The sequence below is a fragment of the Gandjariella thermophila genome, assembly GCF_005405885.1.
In the GTDB taxonomy this organism is placed as follows: Bacteria; Actinomycetota; Actinomycetes; order Mycobacteriales; family Pseudonocardiaceae; genus Gandjariella; species Gandjariella thermophila.
In genome coordinates, this window is record NZ_BJFL01000027.1 from 18890 (window position 1) to 40834 (window position 21945).

Below are 21945 nucleotides of genomic sequence, written 5' to 3' on the forward strand. Positions count from 1 at the left end.
TGGGCAGCCAGCACACCGGATGCGAAGCAGGTCGGACTTGTCGTCCGCCCGCGACCCTCAGAGTCCGGTGGCTAGGTCGGGCTGTGTGGTACGAGTAGGATCTAGCTAGGTCTGAACACGATGCTACCTTATCAGAACGCCGTTCAGCAATACCGAAAGCTGGTTTGGTTCGCATGCTGGTTCAGTCGGTGCGCCGGGCATCGAAGATCCTCCAGGAGCTGGCGGTCGCGGGTCCTCGGCTGGGTGTGAGCGAGTTGGCCGAGCGGATCGGCGTGGCCAAACCGACAGTACACGCGTTGCTGCGCACGCTGGAGGCGGAGAAGCTGGTGGTGCAGGACGTCGAGACGGGCAAGTACCTGCTCGGCCCGGCGCTGCTCCATCTCGGCAACGCCTACCTCGACACGCATCTGTTGCGGACCCGCTCGTTGACCTGGGCTGACTCGCTGGCCAGCCGAGCGAACGAGGCGGTCTGGGTGGCGGTGCTCACCGGCGACCGGGTGCTGGTCGTGCACCATGCGTTCCGCCCCCAGGGGACCGTCCAGATTCTCGAGGTCGGCGCCAGCATCCCGTGGAATACCTGCGCCCTGGGCAAGGCCATCGTCGCCTTCACCGGCGAGGCGGACCGGGAGGCGTTGCTCGCCGGGGAACTGCCGGTACTGACCGGGGCGAGCATCAACGACCGCGACCAGTTGGCCGACCAGCTGGAGCAGGTCCGTCGGGTGGGCTACGCCGTGGAAGACCAGGAGTCCGCACTCGGCGACGCCGGCATCGCCGCCCCCGTGTTCGATCGGTCCGGGCTGCCAGTGGGCGCGATCGGCCTCGTCGGGCCGGTCGAACGGCTGCTGGCCGAGCAGGCCCGCGAAACGCACGCCATCCTGGTGCGGGAAGTCGCGCGGAATCTGTCTCGTGACCTCGGCGCCGCGCGGACCGCCGGCCCCCGCGGTGTCTGAACCGCTGGTCCCCCGTTTCTCCACCGCCCGCATCGGCCTGACAGCTCGGCCGGAAAAATGTTCGGTGATGCCGAATGTGACTGGCAATGACCGAAACTCGGACTGGCGTCAACACCCCACGAAGAGAACCGCGTGGCAGGACGGGCAGAGCGGACGCATCATGGAACAGGACAGCCACCCGTAGGAGTTCCTTGCCACATTCGCCGCGGCCGTGCTTCCAGGCAACGACGACGCTGACAGTCACCGAAATCGAAGGAGAATGCGGTGGACATCGCCCTCGCCCGCGACTGGGTGCGGGCCATCGCAGCGGCCATTGCCGGGCAGGTCGACTATCTCACCCTGCTCGACGCGGCGATCGGCGACGCCGACCACGGCGTCAACATGCATCGGGGGTTCACCGCCGCGCTGGCCGATCTGGAAGATCCCCGGGACCGGACCGCGGGGGATGTCCTCGTCAGGGTCGGCAACCACCTGTTCGCGAACGTCGGTGGTGCTGCCGGCCCGCTGTACGGGGCCGCGTTCCGCGCGATCGGCAAGGCGCTCGACGAGCCGGTCGCCGATAGCAAGCAACTGCTTGCGGCGTTCGCCGAGGGGCTGGCCGCGATACAGCGACTCGGGGCGGCGGTGCCCGGGGATAAGACCATCGTTGACGCCTACACGCCCGCGATGGCGGCCTTCGACCAGGCGCTGTCGGCGGGCGCCAGCCTCGCCACCGCCGCGGCCCGGGCGGCTGACGCCGCGGAGGCGGGCATGCGCGCGACAACACCACTGCAGGCCCGCAAAGGCCGCGCCTCCTACCTCGGTCCGCGCAGCATGGGCCACCAGGACCCGGGGGCCACGTCCACCGCGCTGATCTTCCGCGCCTTCGCCCAAGCCACCGCCGAGTCGTAGGCCGGGCGTCTCCTCCGGTGACGGCATCGACGAGGAAGGGTCACCCGACCGAGGTTGTCCGGGTCGGCCGGCGAACGACCGACCCGGACCTCGGGATCAGGCGAGATCGAACCGATCGAGATTCATGACCTTGTCCCACGCGGCCACGAAGTCGCGCACGAACTTCTCCTGCGCGTCGTCGCTCGCATAGACCTCCGCGAGCGCACGCAGCTCGGAGTTCGCGCCGAAGACGAGGTCGACGCGGCTGCCGGTCCACCGGAGTTCGCCGGTGGCGCGGTCGCGGCCCTCGAAGGTTTCCGCGTCCTCGGACGTCGCCTTCCACTCCGTGCCCATGTCGAGGAGGTTCACGAAGAAGTCGTTGGTCAGCGACTCCGGCGTCGAGGTGAACACGCCCAGCGAGGACTGCTGGTAGTTGGCGCCCAGCACGCGCAGGCCGCCCACCAGGACGGTCATCTCGGGCGCGCTCAGGGTCAGCAGGTTCGCGCGGTCGAGCAGCAGGTACTCGGCCCGCAGCCGGTGGCCCTTGCCGAGGTAGTTGCGGAACCCGTCCGCAGTCGGCTCGAGCACGGCGAACGACTCCACGTCGGTCTGGTCCTGCGACGCGTCCGTGCGTCCCGGGGTGAAGGGAACCCGGATGTCGTGACCGGCGTTCCTGGCGGCCAACTCGACGGCGGCGCACCCGCCCAGCACGATGAGGTCAGCGAGCGAGACGCGCTTGCCCCCGGTCTGGGAGCTGTTGAAGGTCTGCTGGATCCCCTCCAGCGTGCGCAGCACCGTGGCCAGCTTGTCGGGCTCGTTGACCTCCCATTCGCGCTGCGGCTCGAGCCGGATGCGCGCCCCGTTCGCTCCGCCGCGCTTGTCGCTGCCGCGGAAGGTCGAGGCCGACGCCCATGCGGTGGACACAAGCTGGGAGATCGACAGCCCGGAGGCGAGGATCCGCTCCTTGAGGGTGGCGATGTCCTCCGCGTCGACCAGTTCGTGGTCCACCTCGGGGACGGGATCCTGCCAGATCAGCGTCTCCTCGGGGACCAGCGGTCCAAGGTAGCGGGCGCGCGGCCCCATGTCACGGTGCGTGAGCTTGAACCACGCGCGGGCGAACGCGTCGGCGAACTCGTCCGGGTGCTCGAGGAAGCGCCGCGAGATCCGCTCGTAGACCGGGTCGACCCGGAGCGCGAGATCCGTCGTCAACATCGTCGGCGGGCGCGTCAGCGAGCCGTCCTCGGGGTCCGGCACGGTGTTCGCCCCGGCGCCGTCCTTCGCCACCCACTGGTGGGCGCCGGCGGGGCTGCGGGTCAGCTCCCACTCGTAGCCGAAGAGGGTCTCGAAGAAGCTGTTGTCCCACTTCGTCGGGGTGGGCGTCCAGGTGACCTCGAGGCCGCTGGTGATCGTGTCCCGGCCCTTACCGGTGCCGTAGCTGTTCTTCCAGCCCAGGCCCTGCTCCTCGAGCGAGGCGCCCTCCGGCTCCGGACCGACGTGGGCGTCCGCGTCCGCCGCGCCGTGGGTCTTGCCGAAGGTGTGCCCGCCCGCGATCAGTGCGACCGTCTCCTCGTCGTTCATCGCCATGCGCCGGAACGTCTCGCGGATGTCCCTGGCCGCGGCGAGCGGGTCCGGAGTGCCGTTCGGGCCCTCGGGGTTGACGTAGATGAGGCCCATCTGGACGGCGGCCAGCGGGTTCTGGAGCTCCCGGTCACCGCTGTAACGTTCGTCGCCGAGCCAGGTGTCCTCGGGGCCCCAGTAGACGTCCTCGTCGGGCTCCCACACGTCCTCGCGGCCGCCGCCGAAGCCGAAGGTCTTGAAGCCCATCGTCTCCAGGGCGCGGTTGCCCGCGAAGATCATCAGATCGGCCCACGAGATCTTGCGGCCGTACTTCCTCTTGACCGGCCAGAGCAGCCGGCGCGCCTTGTCGAGGTTCGCGTTGTCGGGCCAGCTGTTCAGCGGCGCGAAACGCTGCATGCCGGCGCCCGCGCCGCCGCGACCGTCGTGGATGCGGTAGGTGCCCGCGCTGTGCCAGGCCATCCGGATCATCAGCGGGCCGTAGTGGCCGAAGTCGGCCGGCCACCAGTCCTGCGACGTCGTGAGCACCTCGTCAACGTCCCTGGCCAGGGCGTCGAGGTCGAGGGTCTGGAACTCGGCGGCGTAGTCGAAGTCCTCCCCCATGGGGTTGGCCCTCGGGTGGTGCTTCCGAAGAATCCTCAGGTTGAGCTGGTTCGGCCACCAGTCGCGGTTGCTCGCGCCCTGGGTCGGGTGCTTGGGGTGCGCGGCTGAGATCGGGCACCCGCCCGTGGGCTCGTCGTTCGTCTCTCCAACAACGGCGTCAGGGCTGTCGGACACGGCAATCCTTCCGGGATCAGAGGTTGTGCTCAGGAACTGGGTGCGATGGAGCACGCGGGGCACAGGCCCCAGTAGATGACCTCCGCCTCGTCGATCACGAAGCCGTGGTCGTCGGACGGGGTCAGGCAGGGCGTGGTGCCAACGGCGCAATCGACATCGGCGATGACACCGCACGACCGGCACACCACGTGGTGGTGGTTGTCCCCGACCCGCGCCTCGTAGCGCGCCACGGAGCCCGGCGGCTCGATGCGCCGCACCAGACCCGCCGCCGTCAGCGCGCGCAGCACGTCGTAGACGGCCTGGTGAGACACCGCACCGAGGTTCTCCCGCACCGCACCGATGATCGACTCCGTGTCGGCGTGCGGATGGTCGTGCACCGCGGACAGCACTGCTACCCGAGGACGCGTCACACGCAGAGCAACCTCGCGCAGCATGCGCTCGAAGTCCGAGGGCGTTGGCACGCGCCGCAGTGTGCCGCAATTTCTGGAACCAATCAAGAATCGGACGTCTGCCCTGGACCGCGTGTCCGACCCCGGAGCGCGCCCACCACCCGGCCGGGCGACGACCACGCGGCGGGTGCTGGTACCCGCGCACCGCGGCCGTCGTGCACCACGTCCGCATGATCCGTTCCGCCGCCGACCGGTGGGCGCCGGCGGATCACCAGCAAGGCAAGATGGTTGTCAACGCAAACACTCACCGCGAAGCGGGCGCGCTCGGACGGGAGGAGTCAGTCACGTGGCGGACAAGGCAAGGCCGCTGTCCATCCAGGGCGAGCAGCAGCAGGAGCAGGGTCCGGTCCGGGCATCGGACGACGACGTCGACCGCTATGTGGACGACGCTCCCGACGAGGTCCTCGCCTGCCGGGAACGCGGCCGCCACCTGTTTCCCACCATCCGCCAGGCCGGGATCGAGTTCACCGGCGTGGACCGCGACGGGCTGTTCATCCGCCGGGTCACCTGCACCTGCTGCGGGCTCGCCGTCAGGGTCGAGCGATGGGAGGCGACCAAGCGCGGCCGGCATCTCCGATACCAGCGTGTCGCCTCCGACCTCGAGTACCGGAAGGGACCCGACGGCCAGTCCTACCAAGCTCCACCGGGCCGGGGACGCATGACGCCACGCCAGATCGCCAACTCGGTGGCCTCCCGGGCGCTGCAGGGCCTGAGCCTGGCCGAACTGCGCAGGGCGGCCGCGCGTACCGACGGGCGGAACAGCGGCCGGAACGGATAGCACCGCGCCACCCGCGGACCATTCCCCGTTCGCAGCAACGCCCATCACGATTCACCGGCCGCAGTCATCGTTCGGGTAGCGGCATCATCGCGGTCGCGGCGGAATGTCACCCGGTTCCCGCCGGCAGGCGGTCACCCCATCAACTCACGTGCGGATACGACCGCACAACCGGTGGGATCTCGCAGGTCGGGCGATCACCATGGGTGTAAGATCAGTCACATGGGGGGATATTCCCACCCCATTGATCCGTGGCGGGTGCGGATCAGTGTGGGGAAGGTGATCCGGGGTGCGGGCATCCTGTTACCTGATCGGCAGGTGCTGACCTGCGCGCATGTCGTGCGGCAGCGCGGTGCCGAGCGGCCCGCGCCCGAGGTGCTCGTCGAGTTCGTCGGCATGCCAACGGTGTCTCCGCTCGAAGCCACGGTCGCCGAAGGCGGGTGGCAGCCGTCCTTCGCGGATCGGCGCGGTGACCTGGCCCTGCTCGATCTGGCCGGGGCGGTGCCCGCAGGGCGCCACGCCGTCCTGCACCAGAGGTCGGTGCGCGGCCGAACCGTGTGGGTGCAGGGCTTTCCCGCGGACACCCCGGACGGCGCGTGGGTCCGTGCCATGATCGCCGGACCCACCGGGCCGCACGACGAGTTGATGCAGTTGGACCCGATCTCCACCAGCGGGCTGCGCGTGGAACGGGGGTTCAGCGGCGCCGGCGTGCTGGACGAGCAGACCGGCCAGGTGCTCGGCATGGTGGTCAGCGCGTACGCCGACCGCGACGTGTCCTGGATGTTCCCCACCGAGACCATCCTCGACTACCTGCCCGGTCTGGCCGGCGAGGTCACCGGCACGCCGCCGGTCGACCCGGCGTTCCAGGACCGCATCGACCGGCTCACCGAGGTCGGCCAGGCGGGCGAACTGCTCCGGGACGTGCGTGAACTCGTCGACCGCCTGGCGTCCGCCGGTGCGACCGACGTGCTGAACCTGGTCGGCGATCCTCCGGACCGCTCCGTGGTGCTGGTCGTGCTGGTCGCCCTCGCCGACCCTCGGCTGCGCGCGGCGCTGCCCGTGGAGATGATCGCCGCCGTGCCTGCCGACGCCGTGTTGCCGATGCGCTCCATCGACCTCGCGGTCGACGCCGCGGGGAAGACCACCGAGGAGGTCGGCCGGCGGATCGCCGAGCGGGTCGGCCCGCCCGAGAACGGCAACGCCCGGAACGGCAGTGGCGACGCGCTGCCGCCGGTGACCGTGGTGGTGGATTCGGTCGACCAGGCGGCCGACCCGGAGTCGCTGCTCACCGAGGTGCTGCTGCCCATGGCGGACAGCCGGTCCACCGGGCGGCATGCCCGCCTGGTGATCGGGTCCCGGGCCGCCCTGCCCACCCGATCCGGCGCCACCACCCTGCGGCTGAGCGGGCGCGGGTATTCGGCGCCCCGGAGCCCGGACCGGCCGGAGTCGCTGGCCGGGCGGCTCGATCGGCTCGATGGCCTGGTCGACGAGGTGGACGCCGCCGAAACCGTTGCCCGCGAACGCTTTCGCGCGGTGGCCAGCAGGATCAGGGGCATCCCGAGACCGACCGAACGGACTCCGCTGTTGCGGCTGCGCGCCACCCAGCTCCGGGCGGTCGGCCACAGCCGGCCCGACGAGCCACGGCTGTCCGCCGGCCTGGCCGCGGTCGAGCACGACGTGGCCGAGGCGTTGCGCCAGGCCAGGGAGTCGCTGCGGCGGTACGACGAGTTACTCGACCGGCGAGCCCGGCTGCGCGGGCTGCTCGACGCCTATCGGGCCAGGGCGGTGGCCGGCGGTTTCGCCGAGGACATCGATCTGGCCGCGCGGTACGAGCACGCCTACCGGCTGCTGGCGTGCGGTCCGTGCGACCTCGCGGCCGCCGAGGAGGCGGTGCACCGCTACCTGCCGGCCGTCCGCCAGCGGCTCGGCACGGCCGTCGACCGGGGAGAGGGCGCACGATGAGCCAGTGCGATCGCCCCGGATGCACCGGCACGGTGGATGAAACGGGATTCTGCGATCTGCGTGGACACCAGCAGTCGGTCCGAGCGGCCGCGCCGGCGGCGAGCGGCACGGCCGTGGCCCGCCCGCCGCCCACGCTCACCGCCCCGGCTACGGCGGCTACCGATCCGTTGGGCGTCGACCACACCACCACGCTGCGATCCACGGCGCGCGAGGGCCGCGGCACGGACGGCGCGAACCGGCCGGACGCGCTGCCCTGGCTGGCGCAGCCACCGGCACTGGCCAGCCAGCTGTTCACCGGGGTCGCGGTGCCGGAACAGCACCGTGAGTGCGGCAACTGCGGTGCCCCGGTCGGCCGCAGCCACGACGGGCAACCCGCGCTCACCGAGGGGTTCTGCCCGCGCTGCGCCGCGCCCTACTCGTTCGTGCCCAAGCTGCGCGCCGGCGACCGCGTCGGCGACCGGTACGAGATCGTCGGTGCGCTCGGCCACGGCGGCCTTTCCTGGGCCTACCTCGCCCAGGACACGCACCTGGGCGGCAGGCAGGTCGTGGTGAAGGGACTGATCCGGCCCAACGACCCGGACGCCGCAGAATCGGTCGACCGGGAACGCAGGGCCCTCGTGTTGCTCGACCATCCGGGGATCGTGCGGATCTTCGACTTCGTCACCGAGCTCGATCCGCGCACAGGTGATCCGGTCGGCTACATCGTGATGGAGTACGCCGGCGGGTGGACCCTGCAGAAGCTGAAGATGCAGGCGTATGCCGGCGAGCGCGAACTGCCGGTGCAGGACGTGATCAGCTACGGGATCCGCATCCTGGACGCGTTCGAGTACCTGCACGAGCGCGGATTTCTCTACTGCGACCTCAAGCCGGAGAACGTGATCCACCAGGGCGACCAGGTCCGGCTGATCGACATGGGCGCGGTGCGCGCCATCGACGACCGCACCTCACCGACCTGGGGTACCCGGGGTTTCCAGGTGTCCCGGCAGGAGATCAGGGCCCGCGGTCTGACCGTCCGCTCCGACCTGTACACGGTGGGCCGGACGCTGCGCGCGCTGTTCGCGGCCAGCCCGGGCGGCAACCCGCAGCTTCCCGCGCCGCCCGAGATCGAGGCGGGTATCCGGTCGTTCCGGCTGGTCCTCGACCGCGCCTGCCACCAGGACTGGGATCAGCGGTTCGCCTCCGCCGCGCAACTGCGCGAGCAGTTAGTCGGCGTGCTGCGGGAGATCACCGCGCTCGCCGGGAAGCGGCCGGATCCCAAGCCGTCCACACTGTTCGCGGACCGGCTCGACCTGCTGGACGACGGCCTCGGCGCGGTGCCCCCGCTGACCACCTGGACCGCGGCTCCGGCGAGCGAGGCCGTGCTGCTGGCCACCGAGGCCACCGACGGCCGGCCGCCGGTGGCCTCGGTGGCCAGCGGGCTGCCCGAGCCGCGGCCGGACGGATCCGATCCGGCGGCCAGTTTCCTCGCCGGGGTGAGCACCACCGACCCGCGCCGGCTGCTCGACGAACTGGCCACGTTCTGCGATCCCTCGGTGGAGATCGAGCTGTGGCGGTGCCGGGCGTATCTCGCGCTGGCCCGGCACACCGAGGCGGAGCGGGCGTTGACCGCTGCCGCGGACATCGCACCGGCGCCGCACGACTGGCGGATCACCTGGCACCGTGGGCTGCTCGCGCTGGCCATGTCCGCGGTGGACCCGAGCCGCCTGCCACGGGCGGACCACCTGTTCACCGCGGTACGTGGCTGGTTGCCGGGCGAACCGACGCCGCGGCTGGCCCTCGGCTTCACCGCCGAGTACACGGACCGGTTGGCGGACGCCGCCGATCACTACCACTCGGTGTGGCGTACCGACGGCACCGCGGTGAGCGCGGCGTTCGGGTTGGCCAGGGTGCACCTCGCCAGCGGTGACCGGGACGCCGCGGTGGCCGTGCTGGACGAGGTGCCGCAACGGTCCCGGCACTACGACCGGTCGCGGGTCGCCGCGATCCGGTTACGGGCCGGGCATTTCCGGCCCGCCGGACCGCCCCGCCCGGCCGACCTGGCGGACGCCGTGCGGCGGCTCGCGCCGGAGAACTTCGCCGGTGCGGATGCGGCCCGAGCACGCGCCCGGCTGGTGACCTTCGTCCGCCAGGCCGCCCTGGTCCGGCTTCGGAGCATGCCGGCCGCGCCCGGGGAGCTACCCGCCGGGCCCGTCCTCGGCGACCCGGTGACCGAGCGCGGCGTGCGGTCGCTGCTGTCCGCCTCGTTCCGGGAACTCGCCGCCCGGCAGGCGGAGACCGAGACGCACCATGACGTCCTCGTCGACCTGGCCAACACGGCCCGTCCCCGGACGTGGTGTTGACAGCCTGTTTCCAGAACCGAACGGAGCCGCGATGAGGAGTACACGAGCGCGCCGGGGCGCCCCGGCAGGCCGAGCAGAGCCGTGGTCCGGGTCGTCCGAGCCCCGGCGACGGGTCAGCGGCGTGCGTTCGCGGAACGGGCGCTGAGGGGCACACATGTCGGACCGCGCGGAAACCGGGTTCACCATCACGGTCAGCGAGAACAAGTACCTGGCCGAGCAGGACACCGAGGTGGTCGCCGTGCTCACGGTGAGCGCGACGGGGCTGGGCCGCCTGTCCACGGTGGACGGAGCAGGGTCGGACACGGCCGAGGTGATCCTGCTGGACTGCTCCGGCTCGATGTCCGACCCGCCGACCAAGTTGGCCGCCGCCAAGCGGGCCACGTGCGCGGCCATCGACGCGCTCCGCGACGGTGTGCGGTTCGCGGTGGTGCGAGGCACCCATGAGGCCGCCCTGGCCTACCCGCAGCGGCCCGGCCTGGCGGTCGCCGACCGGCGGACCAGGACCGAGGCCAAGGACGCGGTGAACCGGCTGGTCGCCAGCGGTGGCACGGCCATGGGGCGGTGGCTCGCGCTGGGCGGTGAGCTGCTGGCCGACCATCCGTCCGCGGTGCGGCACGCGACCCTGATCACCGACGGCCGGCAGGAGCACGAGACCCGGGCGGAGCTGGACGCGGTGCTGGCCGACTGCACCGGTCGTTTCGTCTGCGACGCGCGGGGCATCGGCGACCACTGGGAACCCACCGAGCTGCTGCACATCGCCGCCGTCCTCAATGGACAGGCCAGGGGTGTGGCCCGGTTCGACGAGATGGTCGCGGACTTCCGGGACCTGACGGTGGCGGCCATGCGCAGGAGCGTGCCCGACGTCGACCTGCGGGTACGCACCGTGGCGACCGCCAGGCTGCACGAGATCCAGCAGGTGCACCCCACCTTCGCCGACCTCACCCCGCGGGTGGTGCGCCGCGACGACCGGACCGTCGAGATCGCCACCGGCTCCTGGGCCGACGAGACCCGCGAGTACCAGGTGCGAATCGCGGTCGACCCGGCCGGCCAGCCCAAGGATGAGGACCTGCTGGCCGCCCGGGTGGACGTGCTGGTGCGCGGCGCCGGCTTCGACGCGCGGCCGATCCCGCCCGCGCTGATCCTGGTGCACTGGACCGACGACCCGGGCCTGTTCACCCGCCTGGACGAGAAGGTCACGCACTACGCGGGCCAGGAGGAACTCGGCGACGCGGTGCGGGCCGGCTGCGACGCGTACAACAGCGGCGACGCGGCCACCGCGGTGGAGCAACTCGGCCGGGCGGTCATGCTGGCCGACCGGTCCGGCAACGAGGACATCCTGCGAAACCTGCGTCGGCTGGTGGAGGTCGTCGACGCGGCGGCCGGGTTGGTGCGGCTACGCACGGACGTGCCGCTGTCGGAAATCCTGGCGACCTACACCGGATCGGTGAGCACCAGCCGCGGCGGCAGGGCGCGGCGACTCGACGCGGAGGGCACCGCCGCCACGGTGTCCCGCACCTGCCCGGAGTGCTCGTTCGTCTCGCGGGGTGCGGCGCCGGCGGGTCCGCTGGTGTGCGAGCGGTGCAGCCATCAGTTCCCGGCTCGGCAGGAGGATGCTCACTGATGCGTGTGTCAGGCCGCGACGCCCTGGCCGACTTCGGCGCTCGCCCCCCCGGCACGGTCGCGAGCGCGCGCGAACCCGCGGAAAGGGAACCGTCGTGACCGCCCCGGCGGGCGCGGCGAGCCGGCTGGGTCGGGTCGTGCGCGCGGACCTACGCCGGCTGACCCTGGTCGACCGGCCGTCCACCACCCGAATCGTGTTGCGGCGGCTCCGGATGGCGATGCTCGTCGCGATCATGACCGTGCTCGCCACCGCGTACACCGTGTTCACCCACGCCCAGGACACCATCGTGGTGGCCAGCCAGCGCACCACCCAGGCGATCATGGACGTGTCCTCGGCGGAACAGGCCCTGCGCGAGGCGGACAGTGCGGCGGTGCACGCCTTCGCCGCCGGCGTGGCGGGTCTGGCCGGACCGGGCAACGAGTACCAGAACCACATCGCGCTCGCCCAGCTCAGCCTGCAACGCGTCGCCGAGGTGAACCAGGCCGGGGTGCTCGGCGAGCTGACGCTCAGCCAGGTGGACGGCCAGCTCACCGCGTACATCGCCCAGGTCGAGCAGGCGCACGCCGACTATGCCAGCGGCGCCACCCAACTCGGTCTCGCCGAGACGCTTTACGCCTCCGCGCTGATGCATGCCCAGGACGGCATCCTGGCCGGCCTTTCCTCCCTCGAGGGAACCCAGCGACGCGCCCTGGCCGACCAGGCGGCGTCCTGGTGGCTGGGGCCGCGCGCGGTGCTGCTCTGGGGAGTCCCGGCCGCGGTCCTGTTCGTCCTGCTGCTGTCCACTCAGCGGTGCCTGGCGCGGCGGTTCCGGCGGCTGATCAACTGGTGGTTGGCGGCGGCCACGGCGCTGCTGGTGGTGTTGTGCGTGAGCATCGTCATGGTGGTCCGGCAGGCCGAGGACCGGCTGACCGTGGCCAGGACCAACCTCGAGCAGGTGGTGGCCGATCAGCACGTGTCACTCGGGCCGATCAGCGGTGGCGGAGCGGACCCGGCGGCGGTCGGGCTGCTGAACGACCGGTGCGCGCAGGGTGCCGGGTTCGGTTGCGGGAGCAGCCAGCCGGCCGCGCCGGACGCGGTCCAGGCCCAGGACGCCGCGGCAGCCACCGCTGCGGCCGGCGCCGCCGGCGCCGACTACGGCCTGCGCTACGTGATTCCCGGACTCGGCGTGGTCATCGCCGTGCTGATCGTGCTGGGCGTCGAGGTCCGCGTCCGGGAATACCGCTACGAGGTGAGCTGAGGTGCGCGCGGGACTCGGTCGACTGGCGCTGGCCGTGGCGTTCTCGGCCGGCTGTGCCGTACCGGCGGCCTGCGCCGGTCCCGCGCCGGCCGGCACGGTGAGCGTGATCGGCAACTGGAGCGGCGCGGAGGAGAACAGCTTCCAGGAGGTCCTGCACGAGTTCGAGCGGGAAACCGGGATTCACGCCATCTACCACGGGTCCCAGTCGCTGAACAAGGAACTGGAGACGGACGTGCGGCAGGGTCACCCGCCAGACGTGGCCATCGTGTCCAGCCTCGGCCAGTTGGCCGGCTACGCCGCGGCCGGCGTGCTCAAGCCGTTTACCCTGCCCGGCGCCGAAACCAACCGGTACGGCCGCCAGTGGCTGCGGTGGTCGCAGGATGTGCGACCGGGCGACGCGGCACCGGACCAGTGGTACGCCTTCGTGTTCAAGGCCGATCTGCGCAGCGCGATCTGGTATGACCCGACGGCGCTGCGCGCGCTGCTCGGCCCACAGGAGACCGCCGCGATGCCGGCCACCTGGGACCAACTGGTCGCGCTGCAGAACCGCATTCGCGCCGCACATGGCATCCCCTGGTGCGTCGGCATGGAGTCGACGCCGAACTCGGGTTGGCCGGGCACCGACTGGATCGCCGACATCCTGCTGCACCAGTCCGGCGTCGAGGCCTACCAGGACTGGACGAACGGCCGGCTGCCGTGGACGTCCGCGGTGGTGCGCCAGGCGTGGACCACCTGGGGGTCCCTCGTGCAGGGGCCGGGTGCGGTGGCCGGCGGCACCCAGGGCGCCCTGCTGACCAACTACGCCGCCGCCGGCAACCTGATGTTCGCCCAGCCGCCGGGGTGCTACCTGGACCACAAGGCGGCGTTCGTGATGGCCAACTACCGGGGCGGCACGCCGCCGGCCCAGCCCGGCGCCGATTTCGACTTCTTCCCTTCTCCCGACGCGGGCGGCGGCACCGGCGACGTGCGCGAGGTGTCCGCCGACTTCGCCACCATGTTCAACGCCACGCCACAGGCCGAGAAGCTGATCCAGTTCCTGGCCTCGGACGCCGCGCAGCGGATCTGGCCGGGCATCGCCACGGGCTCGGCGTTCTCGGCCGACGCCGAGTTGCCGCCGAGCGTGTACTCGGACGACGTGAAACGCCGGGTGGCCGCGACGCTGCACAGCGGCACGCTCTGTTTCAACGCCTCCGACCTCATGCCGGCATCCCTGAGCGCCGCGTTCAACCAGGCCGTGCTGGCCTACCTGAGCGACCCCGCGCGGCTGGACGCTCTGCTGGCCCAGTTGGAGAGCCTGCGGCAACAGGCGTACTCGACGCAGACCGGCACATTCAAATGTGGACGCGCGTAGCCCTGTTCGGGAGGGAAGTCACATGCCGTTGGCCAGGTTCGATCTGGATGGTGGTGGCACGGTGCTCGTCGAGGTGGACCTGCCCGGCGGGCCGGCCCCGGCGGGACGGGGCGAGGAGGTGCTGCACGCGGCGAGCAAGACCCTGGAGCGGACGCTCCGTCCGGTCCGTGACGCCGCAGCGGCCGCGCTGGGCCAGTTTCAGTCGATGGCTCGGCGGCCGGACGAGGTGGAGATCAAGTTTGGGATCAAGTTGGACGCGGAGGCCGGCGCGGTGATCGCGAAAACCGGGGTGCACGGCCAGTTCGATGTGAAGCTGGTCTGGCGGGCCGGCACACCGGACCGGACGGACGGGTCCGTGCCGGCACTCCCGCCGGCTTCCGGTGCTCCACCCCAACCCCGGTAGCGCGGGCTGGCGGCTGTGCCCACCATCCCCCGGCAGGGCTCGCGCTCGCCGGCGTCGGACGGTGGTCACCACCGACGGGTCGCCCAGAGGAGACGGCCGGTCGCGACCGGCGCCCAGCAGGCCGCATGCGCCTGCTCCCGGCCGGCGGGTTCGCCGGCCGGGTAGTCGTCCGGGAGCGCGAGAAGGTCCGCAAGCACGTCGGCGGCCCGGCCGGAAACCTGCCACAGCGTTCGGCGCGGTGCCAGGACGTCGATCTCGGAGGCGGGGATCCGGTTGGCGACGGCGTCGTCCTCGGCATGCAGCCGCACGACGTCGATGACGTGGTGATGTGCGCGGACACCGATGACCGCGACCAACTCCCCCGCGCCGTCCCGCGGGTGCAGAAACCGGAAACCGCGCAGCACCAGCCGGCGCAGGGCGGACTCCGTGTCGGCGCCCGGTTGGCCAGAGGAACTCGTCGTCATCACCGTCCTCGGCGCTGTTGTCGCCGCGAGCGGGCGGCACCGGTACCGCGGACCGACCGCGAACGCCGCGTCCACGCGATACCGCCCGCCCAGCGAGCGGAGTACACCTGTCCCGATGTCGTGGCCAGCACCGTAGGGCGGTCGGAGCCCCGGGTCTTGGCCATGAGCGCACTGGATCTTGCCCATCCGAGTACCCTCTCGTGGCAAGTAGCGATGGTGCTGTGACCCCTGGTAGTCCTCGGTGGGCGACCACAAGGTGGTGGAAGCGTGGCTGACTTCGTCGCCGACGCGTCGATGCCGGCCGATGACCGGCTGGCCCACTACCAGCAGGCGGCCTCCACGGCATTCGCTCCGTTGCGCATCAGGCCGGCGAACCTCGACCGCTTCGCCGGGCACATCCGGCACGAGCAGGCCGGCGGTCTGGTCGTCGCGGACATCCGCTCGGCGCCGGTCACCGTGGCGCGCACCGCCAAGCTGATCACCTCCGGCGACAACGAGATCTACAAGGTCGCCCTGCACGTCTCCGGCACCGCCACGATCAGCCAGGACGGGCGGCAGCACCGGCTACGGCCGGGTGATCTGGTCATCTACGACACCACTCGTCCCTACACGCTGGACTTCCGTGAGGACTACCGCACCGTCGTGATCGCCTGCCCCCGCGATCGGCTCGCCGCGCACGCCAACGCTCTGAGCAGAACCACGGCCGTGCCAATCGGAACCAACAGCGGTGTTCGACGGCTGGTGGCCGGTTTCTTCAACGGCCTGGCCGGCGAACTGGACAGCACCGTGCCGGAAGGTGGGGCGTACCTCGCCGACTCGCTGCTCGACATGGTTGTCATGGCCTTTCTCGGGCCCGAGCGGCGAAACGACTGCGCTCGGTCCGCGCTGATCGACCGCGTGATCGCGCACTGCGAGGCCAACCTGTCCGACCCCTGCCTTTCCGTGCACACGGTGGCCAGGGCGCACGGGATATCCACCCGCTACCTGCACAAGCTGTTCGCCACGCGCGACCAGCCGCTGGCCGCATGGATCCGGTCCCGGCGGCTGGACCGGATTCGCCGCGACCTGGAGAATCCCGGCCTGGCCAACCGCACCGTCGCCGCCATCGCCGCCCGGTGGGGAATGCCCGACCCCGCGCACGCGAGCAGGTCGTTCCGGGCCGCCTACGGCATCAGCCCGTCGGAATACCGCAGGCACGCACTGACCGCGCGCGACGCACTCGGGTGAACCGCCACGATCTACAGCGGTCGTCGCGCACCACGACGTAGCAGAGGTCAGCTCGCGCGTGTCGCGCTCGCCTGCGACGGTCCGTGCCGGCCACCGGAGGCGGCCCGATGCCGGCGTGCTCCGGCGGCGACCATCCAGATCCCCAGGCAGAAGAGCACGGCGAGGACGACGCCCGAGACGAAGATCGCCAAGACGTTGAGGCTCGGCAACGCGTGCCCAATGATCGTCGGCGTGTAGACCGGGCCACGAATGTTGTCGCGCACGAGCAGTGCCACGAACGCGGCGCTGGCCGCGACCAGAAGCATTCCCAGGATCCGCATCGCCCTCTCACCTCCGCGGTGATGACCGGGTGGGTACCAGGGTGCTCCGAGACGCGCGTATCCGCCAGGGGCAGCGGATCATCCGGCCGGCACGCGGGGCGGGTGGCGTGAACCGGCGCGCGGCACAGCCGGTCAGGTCGTCCTCCCGGCCGACGACCGTGGCGACGACGTGACAAGGGCGAGTTCCCAGGGCGAAGCCGTCCAGCGCGGCGGTCACATGTGGACGGTCGGTGGCGATGTCCGCCTACCGCGGCCGGACCCCGCCGATGGCGGGGTCCGGCGACTTCTGCCGTGGCCTCCGCCAGTACGGGCCGAGCTGGCACCGGGGAGGCTGGTGGCGCGCCGGCTTTCTGGGTCGGTGCTTCTGGAGTGACACCACCGCCGGCTGGTTCTGGCAGAGCGGATTCTGGAAGTTCGGCTGGAGCCGGGATTGGGTGTGGGGCACGTCCCATTACCCGGACTGGTAGGGCATCCGCTGAGAGCGATTCATCACGTGCACGGAACGCCACCCGGCCTGGGCCACGTCGAAGCCGGGCGGCCTCCCGTGGCCGCGGTGGGCATTCCCGCGGCCACGGGGTCGGCTCCGGGAAGCCGGTAGCTCGTCACTCCGCCGGCTCGCCGGCACCGTTGACGAGCCCGGCCGAGGTCACCGCACTGCTTTAGCCCTGGCGCGGGCCGCGCGGAAGCCGTGCGCGGCGAGCGCGGCCAGGCCGAGCACGATGACGGTGAGGCTGTACACGATCGCGGTGGGCCGCAGGCCGGCGGCCGTGGTGGCGAGGCCGGCGGCCACCGCGGGCACGCTGAAGGCCAGGTAGGCGATCGTGTAGCCGACGGCGAACAGCGCGCCACGCTCGGCCGGGCCGGCGAGCTTTCCCAGGGCGCCGAACATGGCGAGGGCGGACGCGCCGAAACCGACGCCCGCGATCAGCGTGCCGGCCAGCGCGGATACCACCGAGTCGGTCGCGATCCCGGCGAGTGTCACGGTGGTCCCGGTGGCGAGCAGGCCGGCGCCGATACGCAGCACCTCGCCGGTGGCACGCCTGCGCAGCGCGAAGGTGGTCAGCGCACCCGTGCCGCACAGCGCCGTGACGACGAGGCCGCCGATGAGATGGTTGGACAGGCCGAAGATCCCCGCGGCGACCGAAGGGCCGAGTGAGAGGTACAGCCCGCCGAGCGCCCAGCTCGCGACGATGATCGGCACCAGTGCGTAGAAGTCCGCGCGGGCGCCTGCGGGAACGCCGAGCCGGGGCACGAGGGATGCGCGGGCGCCGGGCCGGCGGGCGGAGGTTTCCGGCATGGCGGCGACGGCGAGGGCGGCCAACACGATGGCGCTCAGCAGCAGCGCGTACACCAGCCGCGTGGGCGCGGGCGCGTACTCGACGAGGAAGCCACAGCCGAGCGCACCCAGCGCCAGGCCGGTGGTCGGGGTGACGCCGTTGACCAGTCCGGCCCGGCCGGGCGCGTGCGGCGGGTTGAGGTCGACCAGGGTGGCGCCGAGCGTGGTCATGGCCGTCCCGGTGGCGACGCCCTGCAGGAACCGGGCGAGATAGAGGACGGACACGTCACCGGCGACGAGAAACAGCACCAGCGCCACGGCCTCCAGGCCGATCGCGGCGGCGAGCACCGGGCGCCGGCCGAGGTGATCGGACAGCCCGCCGAACACCAGCAGGGAGGCGAGCATGCCCACCACGTACACCGCGAAGACGGCGGTGAGCGTGCCCGAGGAGAAGTGCCATTGGTGCTGGTAGACCACGTACAGCGGGGACGGTGCGCTGGACGCGGCCAGGAACAGCACGATGATCGCCGCGACCACGGCGAAGGCGGCCCGGCGGGACAGTCTGCGCGGTCCGCGCCGGGCGGGTGCGGCCGCGATCGCGGCGGGGCATGCCTGGGACACCAGCGGCTCCTCTAATGCAACGATCAGTGCGTTTACGCCACCATAGCGCAAACGCAACGATCGATGCGATAATGAGGTCATGTCCGGGACGACCACAGGCACCACCAGGCCGGGCGGTCGCTCCGCACGGGTGCGCGCCGCCGTGCACCGGGCGGTGCAGCAGCTGCTGGCCGAACAGCCCGCCGAGGCACTGACCCTGCCCGTCGTCGCGGGACGCGCCGGGGTGCACCCGACCACGCTCTACCGTCGGTGGGGTTCGGTCGCCGAGCTGCTTGGCGACGTTGCGACCAGCCGGTTCAGCGGCGACATCGTGGTTCCGGACACCGGGTCGCTGCGTGAGGACCTCGAGCGGTGGGTCAGCGACGTGGCCACCGACCTCGCCGACCCGGACGTGCTGGCGCTGATGCGCGCCGCGGTCGGCTCGGGACCCGAGGGCGGTTGCGCCTGCACCGCCGACCGGCACGCCCAGCTCGCCGCCATCCTGGACCGCGAACGATCGCGTGGCGGCTCCGCTCCGGAGGTCGAGCGCGCCGCGGACGCGTTGCTCGGACCGCTGTACTACCGCGCGGTGTTCACCAACGACCCGCCCCAGGCCGGCTGGGCGCGGGAACTCGTCGACGCGCTCCTGGGCTGATCGACCCTGCCGCCGCCAACGGGTCGCCGCTGCGGCAGACCGGAACGCGCCGACCGCGCGGTGGTGCCGATGGCGAGGTCACGCCGAGGGGCGCACCGCGCGCAGCGACTCCTTCAACGAGCCCATGGTGGCGAGAATGGCGGTGGGCTCGTAACCGCAGTGCGCCATGCAGTTCGCGCAACGCGGGTCACGGCCGCGACCGTAGGCATCCCAATCCGTGGTGTCCAGCAACTCCTGGTAGGTCCTGGCATAGCCGTCGCCCATCAGATAGCACGGCTTCTGCCACCCGTACAGCGAGTACGACGGAATCCCCCACGCGGTGCAGGAAAACTCCCGCTTCCCCTCGAGGGTGTCCAGGAACGCCGGCGAATGGTTCAGCCGCCACCGCCTACGGCGGCCGTCGGCGAACGCCTTGCGGAACAACTCACGGGTTTCCTCCACGCCCAGGAAGTGTTCCTGATCGGGCGCCTTCTCGTAGGCGTAGGCAGGCGAGAGCATCATCCCGTCCACCTTGAGATCATTATTGAGGAAGTCCAGCACCTCGATGACGGTCTGCGGCGTGTCGGTGTTGAAGAACGTGGTGTTGGTGGTGACCCGGAAACCGCGCCGTTGCGCCTCCCTGATGTTCTCCACGGCCTGCGCGAAGACCCCTCGCTTCGCCACCGACGCGTCGTGGCGCTCTTCCAACCCATCGATGTGCACCGCGAAGGCCAGGTATGGCGACGGCCGCAGTTTGTCGATCTTGCGGGGTATCAGCAGCGCGTTGGTGCACAGGTAGATGAACTTCCGGCGCCGGATCAGGCCCTCGACGATGTCCTCGATCTGGGGGTGCATCAGCGGCTCGCCGCCGGCCAGGCACACCACCGGAGCGCCGCACTCGTCGACAGCGGCCAGCGCCTGCTGCACCGGCATCCGCTGCTTCAACACGTTCGCCGGGTGCTGGATCTTGCCGCAACCCTGACACGCGAGGTTGCACGCGAACAGTGGCTCCAACTCGAGAGTGATAGGAAATCTCTTGCGGCCCTTCACCTTCTGCTTGAGCAGGTAGGCGCCGATCTTTACCGCCTGACGCAGCGGAATACCCATCGCCGCAAGCCCCTTCATCTGTCGTACCAAACCGTGACCACACCAGCCACCCCATGGTCGACCATCACTCCGCGGACCGCCACCGATGCGTTTTTGCACCTATGTGCCATGGCGGGCGCGCGGCAGGCGAACTCGCGGCCGGAGATTGCGCCTGCGCCCAGATTCATCGCGGCAAACTTCACCCGATGGGTGGACAAGGAAAGCCCGCTCTACAGCAGGCCCAACTGCCGCGCACGGCGGACGGTGGCCAGCCGGCTGGTGGTACCCAGCTTGCGGTAGAGGTTCTCGGTGTGCTTGTACACCGTGCGGGTCGTGATGCCGAGCCGGCGGCCGATGGTCTCCGCGGTGAACGGTTCGGCAAGCATGGTCAGTACCGCGAGTTCGCGCGGCGTGATCTTGTGCTCGACCGCGCCGGCCAGCGCGTGCGGGAGGCGCCGTGACGGGTCGAGGGTGGCGCGCCAGCCAGCGAGTTGGCGGAGGTGCCCGTCGACGCGGACCAGGAGTCGCTGGACGCGCTCCAGGTAGTCCCGTTCCAGGCGGGTGAAGTCGGGGCCGCGGCGGTGGACGACAACGGCCCGGGTGCGGCCCCGCTCGGTGGGCAGCGGCAGCGCGATGTGGCGGGTCGCGCCGAACGCGGCCCGCATGACGGCGTAGGTGTCGGTGCGACGCCAGGCGCGCGCGTCGATGACGTCGGTGACGGCGAGCGGTCGGCGATCGGCCGTGGTGGCGTAGTGCTTGGCCAGCGGGTGGTCGCGGCGGATGTTGTCGGCCAGCAGGGAGTCCAGCGGTAGCCGTGCCAGCCGCGCGGGGGTCCACGTGGTGACCTGCCCGCTAGCGGAGTTCCAGTGCAGCACGGAGAACACGGCGGCGCTGCCGTCCAGCCGGTCCACGAGATCCTCGAGTACGGGCTGCCACGGCGCCGGAGCGTCGAAATGCGTGACGACCTCGGCGGTGAGATCGAGGATCCGCTCGTAGTCACGTGCGGACAGCCGCGCCACTGTGTCCCCTTACCGCGAGTCGCCCGGTACGTACGTTTCCGTATACCACCAGGGTTGATCGTCCGCCATGCTGGGACGGCCGGGGCCGTCGAAGGCGGCGACGGCGCGGGGACCGGCCGGGGCAGCGGGTTCACGAGGGCAGGGGGACGATGGCGGACACCTCGGGGCAGGCGGGAGGGACCGGCATCCCCCGTGCCGGCCGTCGACGGTCGGCGGGGTCGGCCTCGCGGCGGCGCACGGTTGCGGGGGGTAACCGTGCGCGGCCGCGGGGCAAGCCGTGGTGGCGGCGGGCGGGCGTGAAAGCCGCAGGGTGACGCCCTCCTCGACTACCTGAGGCGTTACCGCGCCGCCGACCCCGACTGGACCATCGTCGCGCTGACCGTGCAGGCCAAACCGGGGCACACGGTGGTCATCCACGACATCCGCGTCAAGATCCTGCGCCGGGCGGCCCCGCCGACCCCGGACGCCGCCACCGTGGTGCAACTCCAGAGCGGCGGCTGCGGTGGGAACATCGAGCCCCACCATTTCCATGCCAGCCGGGACGACCCGGTCCCGCGCCTGGCACCGGACCGCGGCGAAACCACCACGTTCCCCTACTCGGTCTCCGAGGGCGACCCGCAGGAGTTCGACCTGACCCTGCTGAGCTACCACTGCGACCGCACCTGGGTGCCCGAGATCGTGTGGAGCGTGGACGGCCGAGTCGGCGTCACGGACTATTCGCCGCAGTCCTACCAGGTGGCCCAGACCGGCTTCCACACCGTTCCGTCCGGCGGGTATCCACGCGTGGCCTGGCTGCTGGACGCGGAAAGCTCGCCACCTCGGTGGCTGCCGGCCCGCTTCGACGACGACGCGCTCCGCGTCCCCGACCCTGACTGAGCCGCCGGCGAGGTCCCGCGGGCGCCGGGCCGGGCGACCGCCCGCCGTATCCGGACCGGCACCAGCGGGCGTGCCGGAGAACCGGGCGGGCTGAACCGACCGCCTGCCGGGATACCCTCGTCCGGATCGTCGTG

Annotated in this window: 20 protein-coding genes; 13 read left to right on the top strand and 7 right to left on the bottom strand. The window is 71.4% G+C overall.

Features of this window, described 5'->3' with window-relative positions:
• The first annotated feature begins 173 nt into the window (after window positions 1-173).
• The gene (locus FFT21_RS21130; RefSeq protein WP_225978606.1) at window positions 174-950 is read left to right on the top strand and encodes an IclR family transcriptional regulator; all 777 of its coding nucleotides are present in this window, start codon (window positions 174-176) and stop codon (window positions 948-950) included.
• Between the two features lie 264 nt (window positions 951-1214).
• Window positions 1215-1841, top strand: a complete 627-nt coding sequence (gene dhaL, locus FFT21_RS21135) for a dihydroxyacetone kinase subunit DhaL (RefSeq protein WP_137815662.1) — start codon at window positions 1215-1217, stop codon at window positions 1839-1841.
• 96 nt (window positions 1842-1937) lie between these two features.
• Here dhaL and katG read toward each other — a convergent pair whose 3' ends face one another.
• The gene (gene katG / locus FFT21_RS21140; protein WP_137815663.1) at window positions 1938-4172 is read right to left on the bottom strand and encodes a catalase/peroxidase HPI; all 2235 of its coding nucleotides are present in this window, start codon (window positions 4170-4172) and stop codon (window positions 1938-1940) included.
• A 29-nt stretch (window positions 4173-4201) separates the two neighbouring features.
• Window positions 4202-4633, bottom strand: coding sequence for a Fur family transcriptional regulator (locus FFT21_RS21145; protein WP_137815664.1), 432 nt, complete (start codon window positions 4631-4633; stop codon window positions 4202-4204).
• 274 nt (window positions 4634-4907) lie between these two features.
• On the opposite strand from FFT21_RS21145, the gene FFT21_RS21150 reads away from it, so the two are divergent.
• From FFT21_RS21150 to FFT21_RS21180, 7 genes are all read left to right on the top strand, one after another.
• Window positions 4908-5399 carry a hypothetical protein gene (locus FFT21_RS21150; RefSeq protein ID WP_137815665.1) on the top strand — a complete coding sequence of 164 codons (492 nt, stop codon included), beginning with the start codon at window positions 4908-4910 and terminating at the stop codon, window positions 5397-5399.
• A 219-nt stretch (window positions 5400-5618) separates the two neighbouring features.
• Complete coding sequence (locus FFT21_RS21155; RefSeq protein ID WP_137815666.1) at window positions 5619-7358, top strand: S1 family peptidase; 1740 nt, start codon at window positions 5619-5621, stop codon at window positions 7356-7358.
• Window positions 7355-9697 (top strand): serine/threonine-protein kinase, encoded by a 2343-nt coding sequence (locus FFT21_RS21160; RefSeq protein WP_137815667.1) that lies wholly within the window; start codon window positions 7355-7357, stop codon window positions 9695-9697. The genes FFT21_RS21155 and FFT21_RS21160 overlap by 4 nt, the downstream gene beginning before the upstream one ends.
• 154 nt (window positions 9698-9851) lie before the next feature.
• A complete protein-coding gene (locus tag FFT21_RS21165; RefSeq protein WP_137815668.1) occupies window positions 9852-11318 on the top strand; it encodes a vWA domain-containing protein in 1467 nt (488 codons plus the stop codon).
• 94 nt (window positions 11319-11412) lie between these two features.
• The gene (locus FFT21_RS21170) at window positions 11413-12555 is read left to right on the top strand and encodes a GlnX family signal transduction membrane protein (RefSeq protein WP_137815669.1); all 1143 of its coding nucleotides are present in this window, start codon (window positions 11413-11415) and stop codon (window positions 12553-12555) included.
• Between the two features lies 1 nt (window position 12556).
• Entirely contained in the window at window positions 12557-13906 is a 1350-nt protein-coding gene (locus FFT21_RS21175) for an ABC transporter substrate-binding protein (protein WP_137815670.1), read from the top strand.
• Window positions 13907-13928: 22 nt separating this feature from the next.
• Window positions 13929-14309, top strand: a complete 381-nt coding sequence (locus FFT21_RS21180; RefSeq protein WP_225978607.1) for a CU044_2847 family protein — start codon at window positions 13929-13931, stop codon at window positions 14307-14309.
• 65 nt (window positions 14310-14374) lie between these two features.
• Here the strand turns inward: FFT21_RS21180 and FFT21_RS21185 are convergent, their stop codons facing one another.
• Complete coding sequence (locus tag FFT21_RS21185; protein ID WP_192909670.1) at window positions 14375-14773, bottom strand: hypothetical protein; 399 nt, start codon at window positions 14771-14773, stop codon at window positions 14375-14377.
• Between the two features lie 267 nt (window positions 14774-15040).
• On the opposite strand from FFT21_RS21185, the gene FFT21_RS21190 reads away from it, so the two are divergent.
• The gene (locus FFT21_RS21190; protein ID WP_137815671.1) at window positions 15041-16000 is read left to right on the top strand and encodes an AraC-like ligand-binding domain-containing protein; all 960 of its coding nucleotides are present in this window, start codon (window positions 15041-15043) and stop codon (window positions 15998-16000) included.
• Window positions 16001-16047: 47 nt separating this feature from the next.
• On the opposite strand, the gene FFT21_RS21195 is transcribed toward FFT21_RS21190, so the two are convergent.
• Complete coding sequence (locus FFT21_RS21195) at window positions 16048-16320, bottom strand: hypothetical protein (protein ID WP_137815672.1); 273 nt, start codon at window positions 16318-16320, stop codon at window positions 16048-16050.
• A 236-nt stretch (window positions 16321-16556) separates the two neighbouring features.
• On the opposite strand from FFT21_RS21195, the gene FFT21_RS21200 reads away from it, so the two are divergent.
• Window positions 16557-16787: a hypothetical protein gene (locus FFT21_RS21200; RefSeq protein ID WP_137815673.1), complete on the top strand. Its 231-nt coding sequence runs from the start codon at window positions 16557-16559 to the stop codon at window positions 16785-16787.
• A 179-nt stretch (window positions 16788-16966) separates the two neighbouring features.
• Here FFT21_RS21200 and FFT21_RS21205 read toward each other — a convergent pair whose 3' ends face one another.
• Window positions 16967-18217: an MFS transporter gene (locus tag FFT21_RS21205; protein ID WP_225978608.1), complete on the bottom strand. Its 1251-nt coding sequence runs from the start codon at window positions 18215-18217 to the stop codon at window positions 16967-16969.
• A 79-nt stretch (window positions 18218-18296) separates the two neighbouring features.
• On the opposite strand from FFT21_RS21205, the gene FFT21_RS21210 reads away from it, so the two are divergent.
• Window positions 18297-18851 (top strand): TetR/AcrR family transcriptional regulator, encoded by a 555-nt coding sequence (locus FFT21_RS21210; RefSeq protein WP_137815675.1) that lies wholly within the window; start codon window positions 18297-18299, stop codon window positions 18849-18851.
• Window positions 18852-18929: 78 nt separating this feature from the next.
• Here the strand turns inward: FFT21_RS21210 and hpnH are convergent, their stop codons facing one another.
• Together hpnH and FFT21_RS21220 are read right to left on the bottom strand one after the other, a co-directional pair.
• The gene (gene hpnH, locus FFT21_RS21215) at window positions 18930-19937 is read right to left on the bottom strand and encodes an adenosyl-hopene transferase HpnH (RefSeq protein ID WP_137815709.1); all 1008 of its coding nucleotides are present in this window, start codon (window positions 19935-19937) and stop codon (window positions 18930-18932) included.
• Window positions 19938-20146: 209 nt separating this feature from the next.
• Complete coding sequence (locus FFT21_RS21220; RefSeq protein ID WP_137815676.1) at window positions 20147-20935, bottom strand: helix-turn-helix transcriptional regulator; 789 nt, start codon at window positions 20933-20935, stop codon at window positions 20147-20149.
• Window positions 20936-21316: 381 nt separating this feature from the next.
• Between FFT21_RS21220 and FFT21_RS21225 the strand changes: the two genes are divergently transcribed.
• On the top strand, window positions 21317-21811 hold the full coding sequence (locus tag FFT21_RS21225) for a hypothetical protein (RefSeq protein ID WP_137815677.1): 495 nt from the start codon (window positions 21317-21319) through the stop codon (window positions 21809-21811).
• Window positions 21812-21945 lie beyond the last annotated feature (134 nt).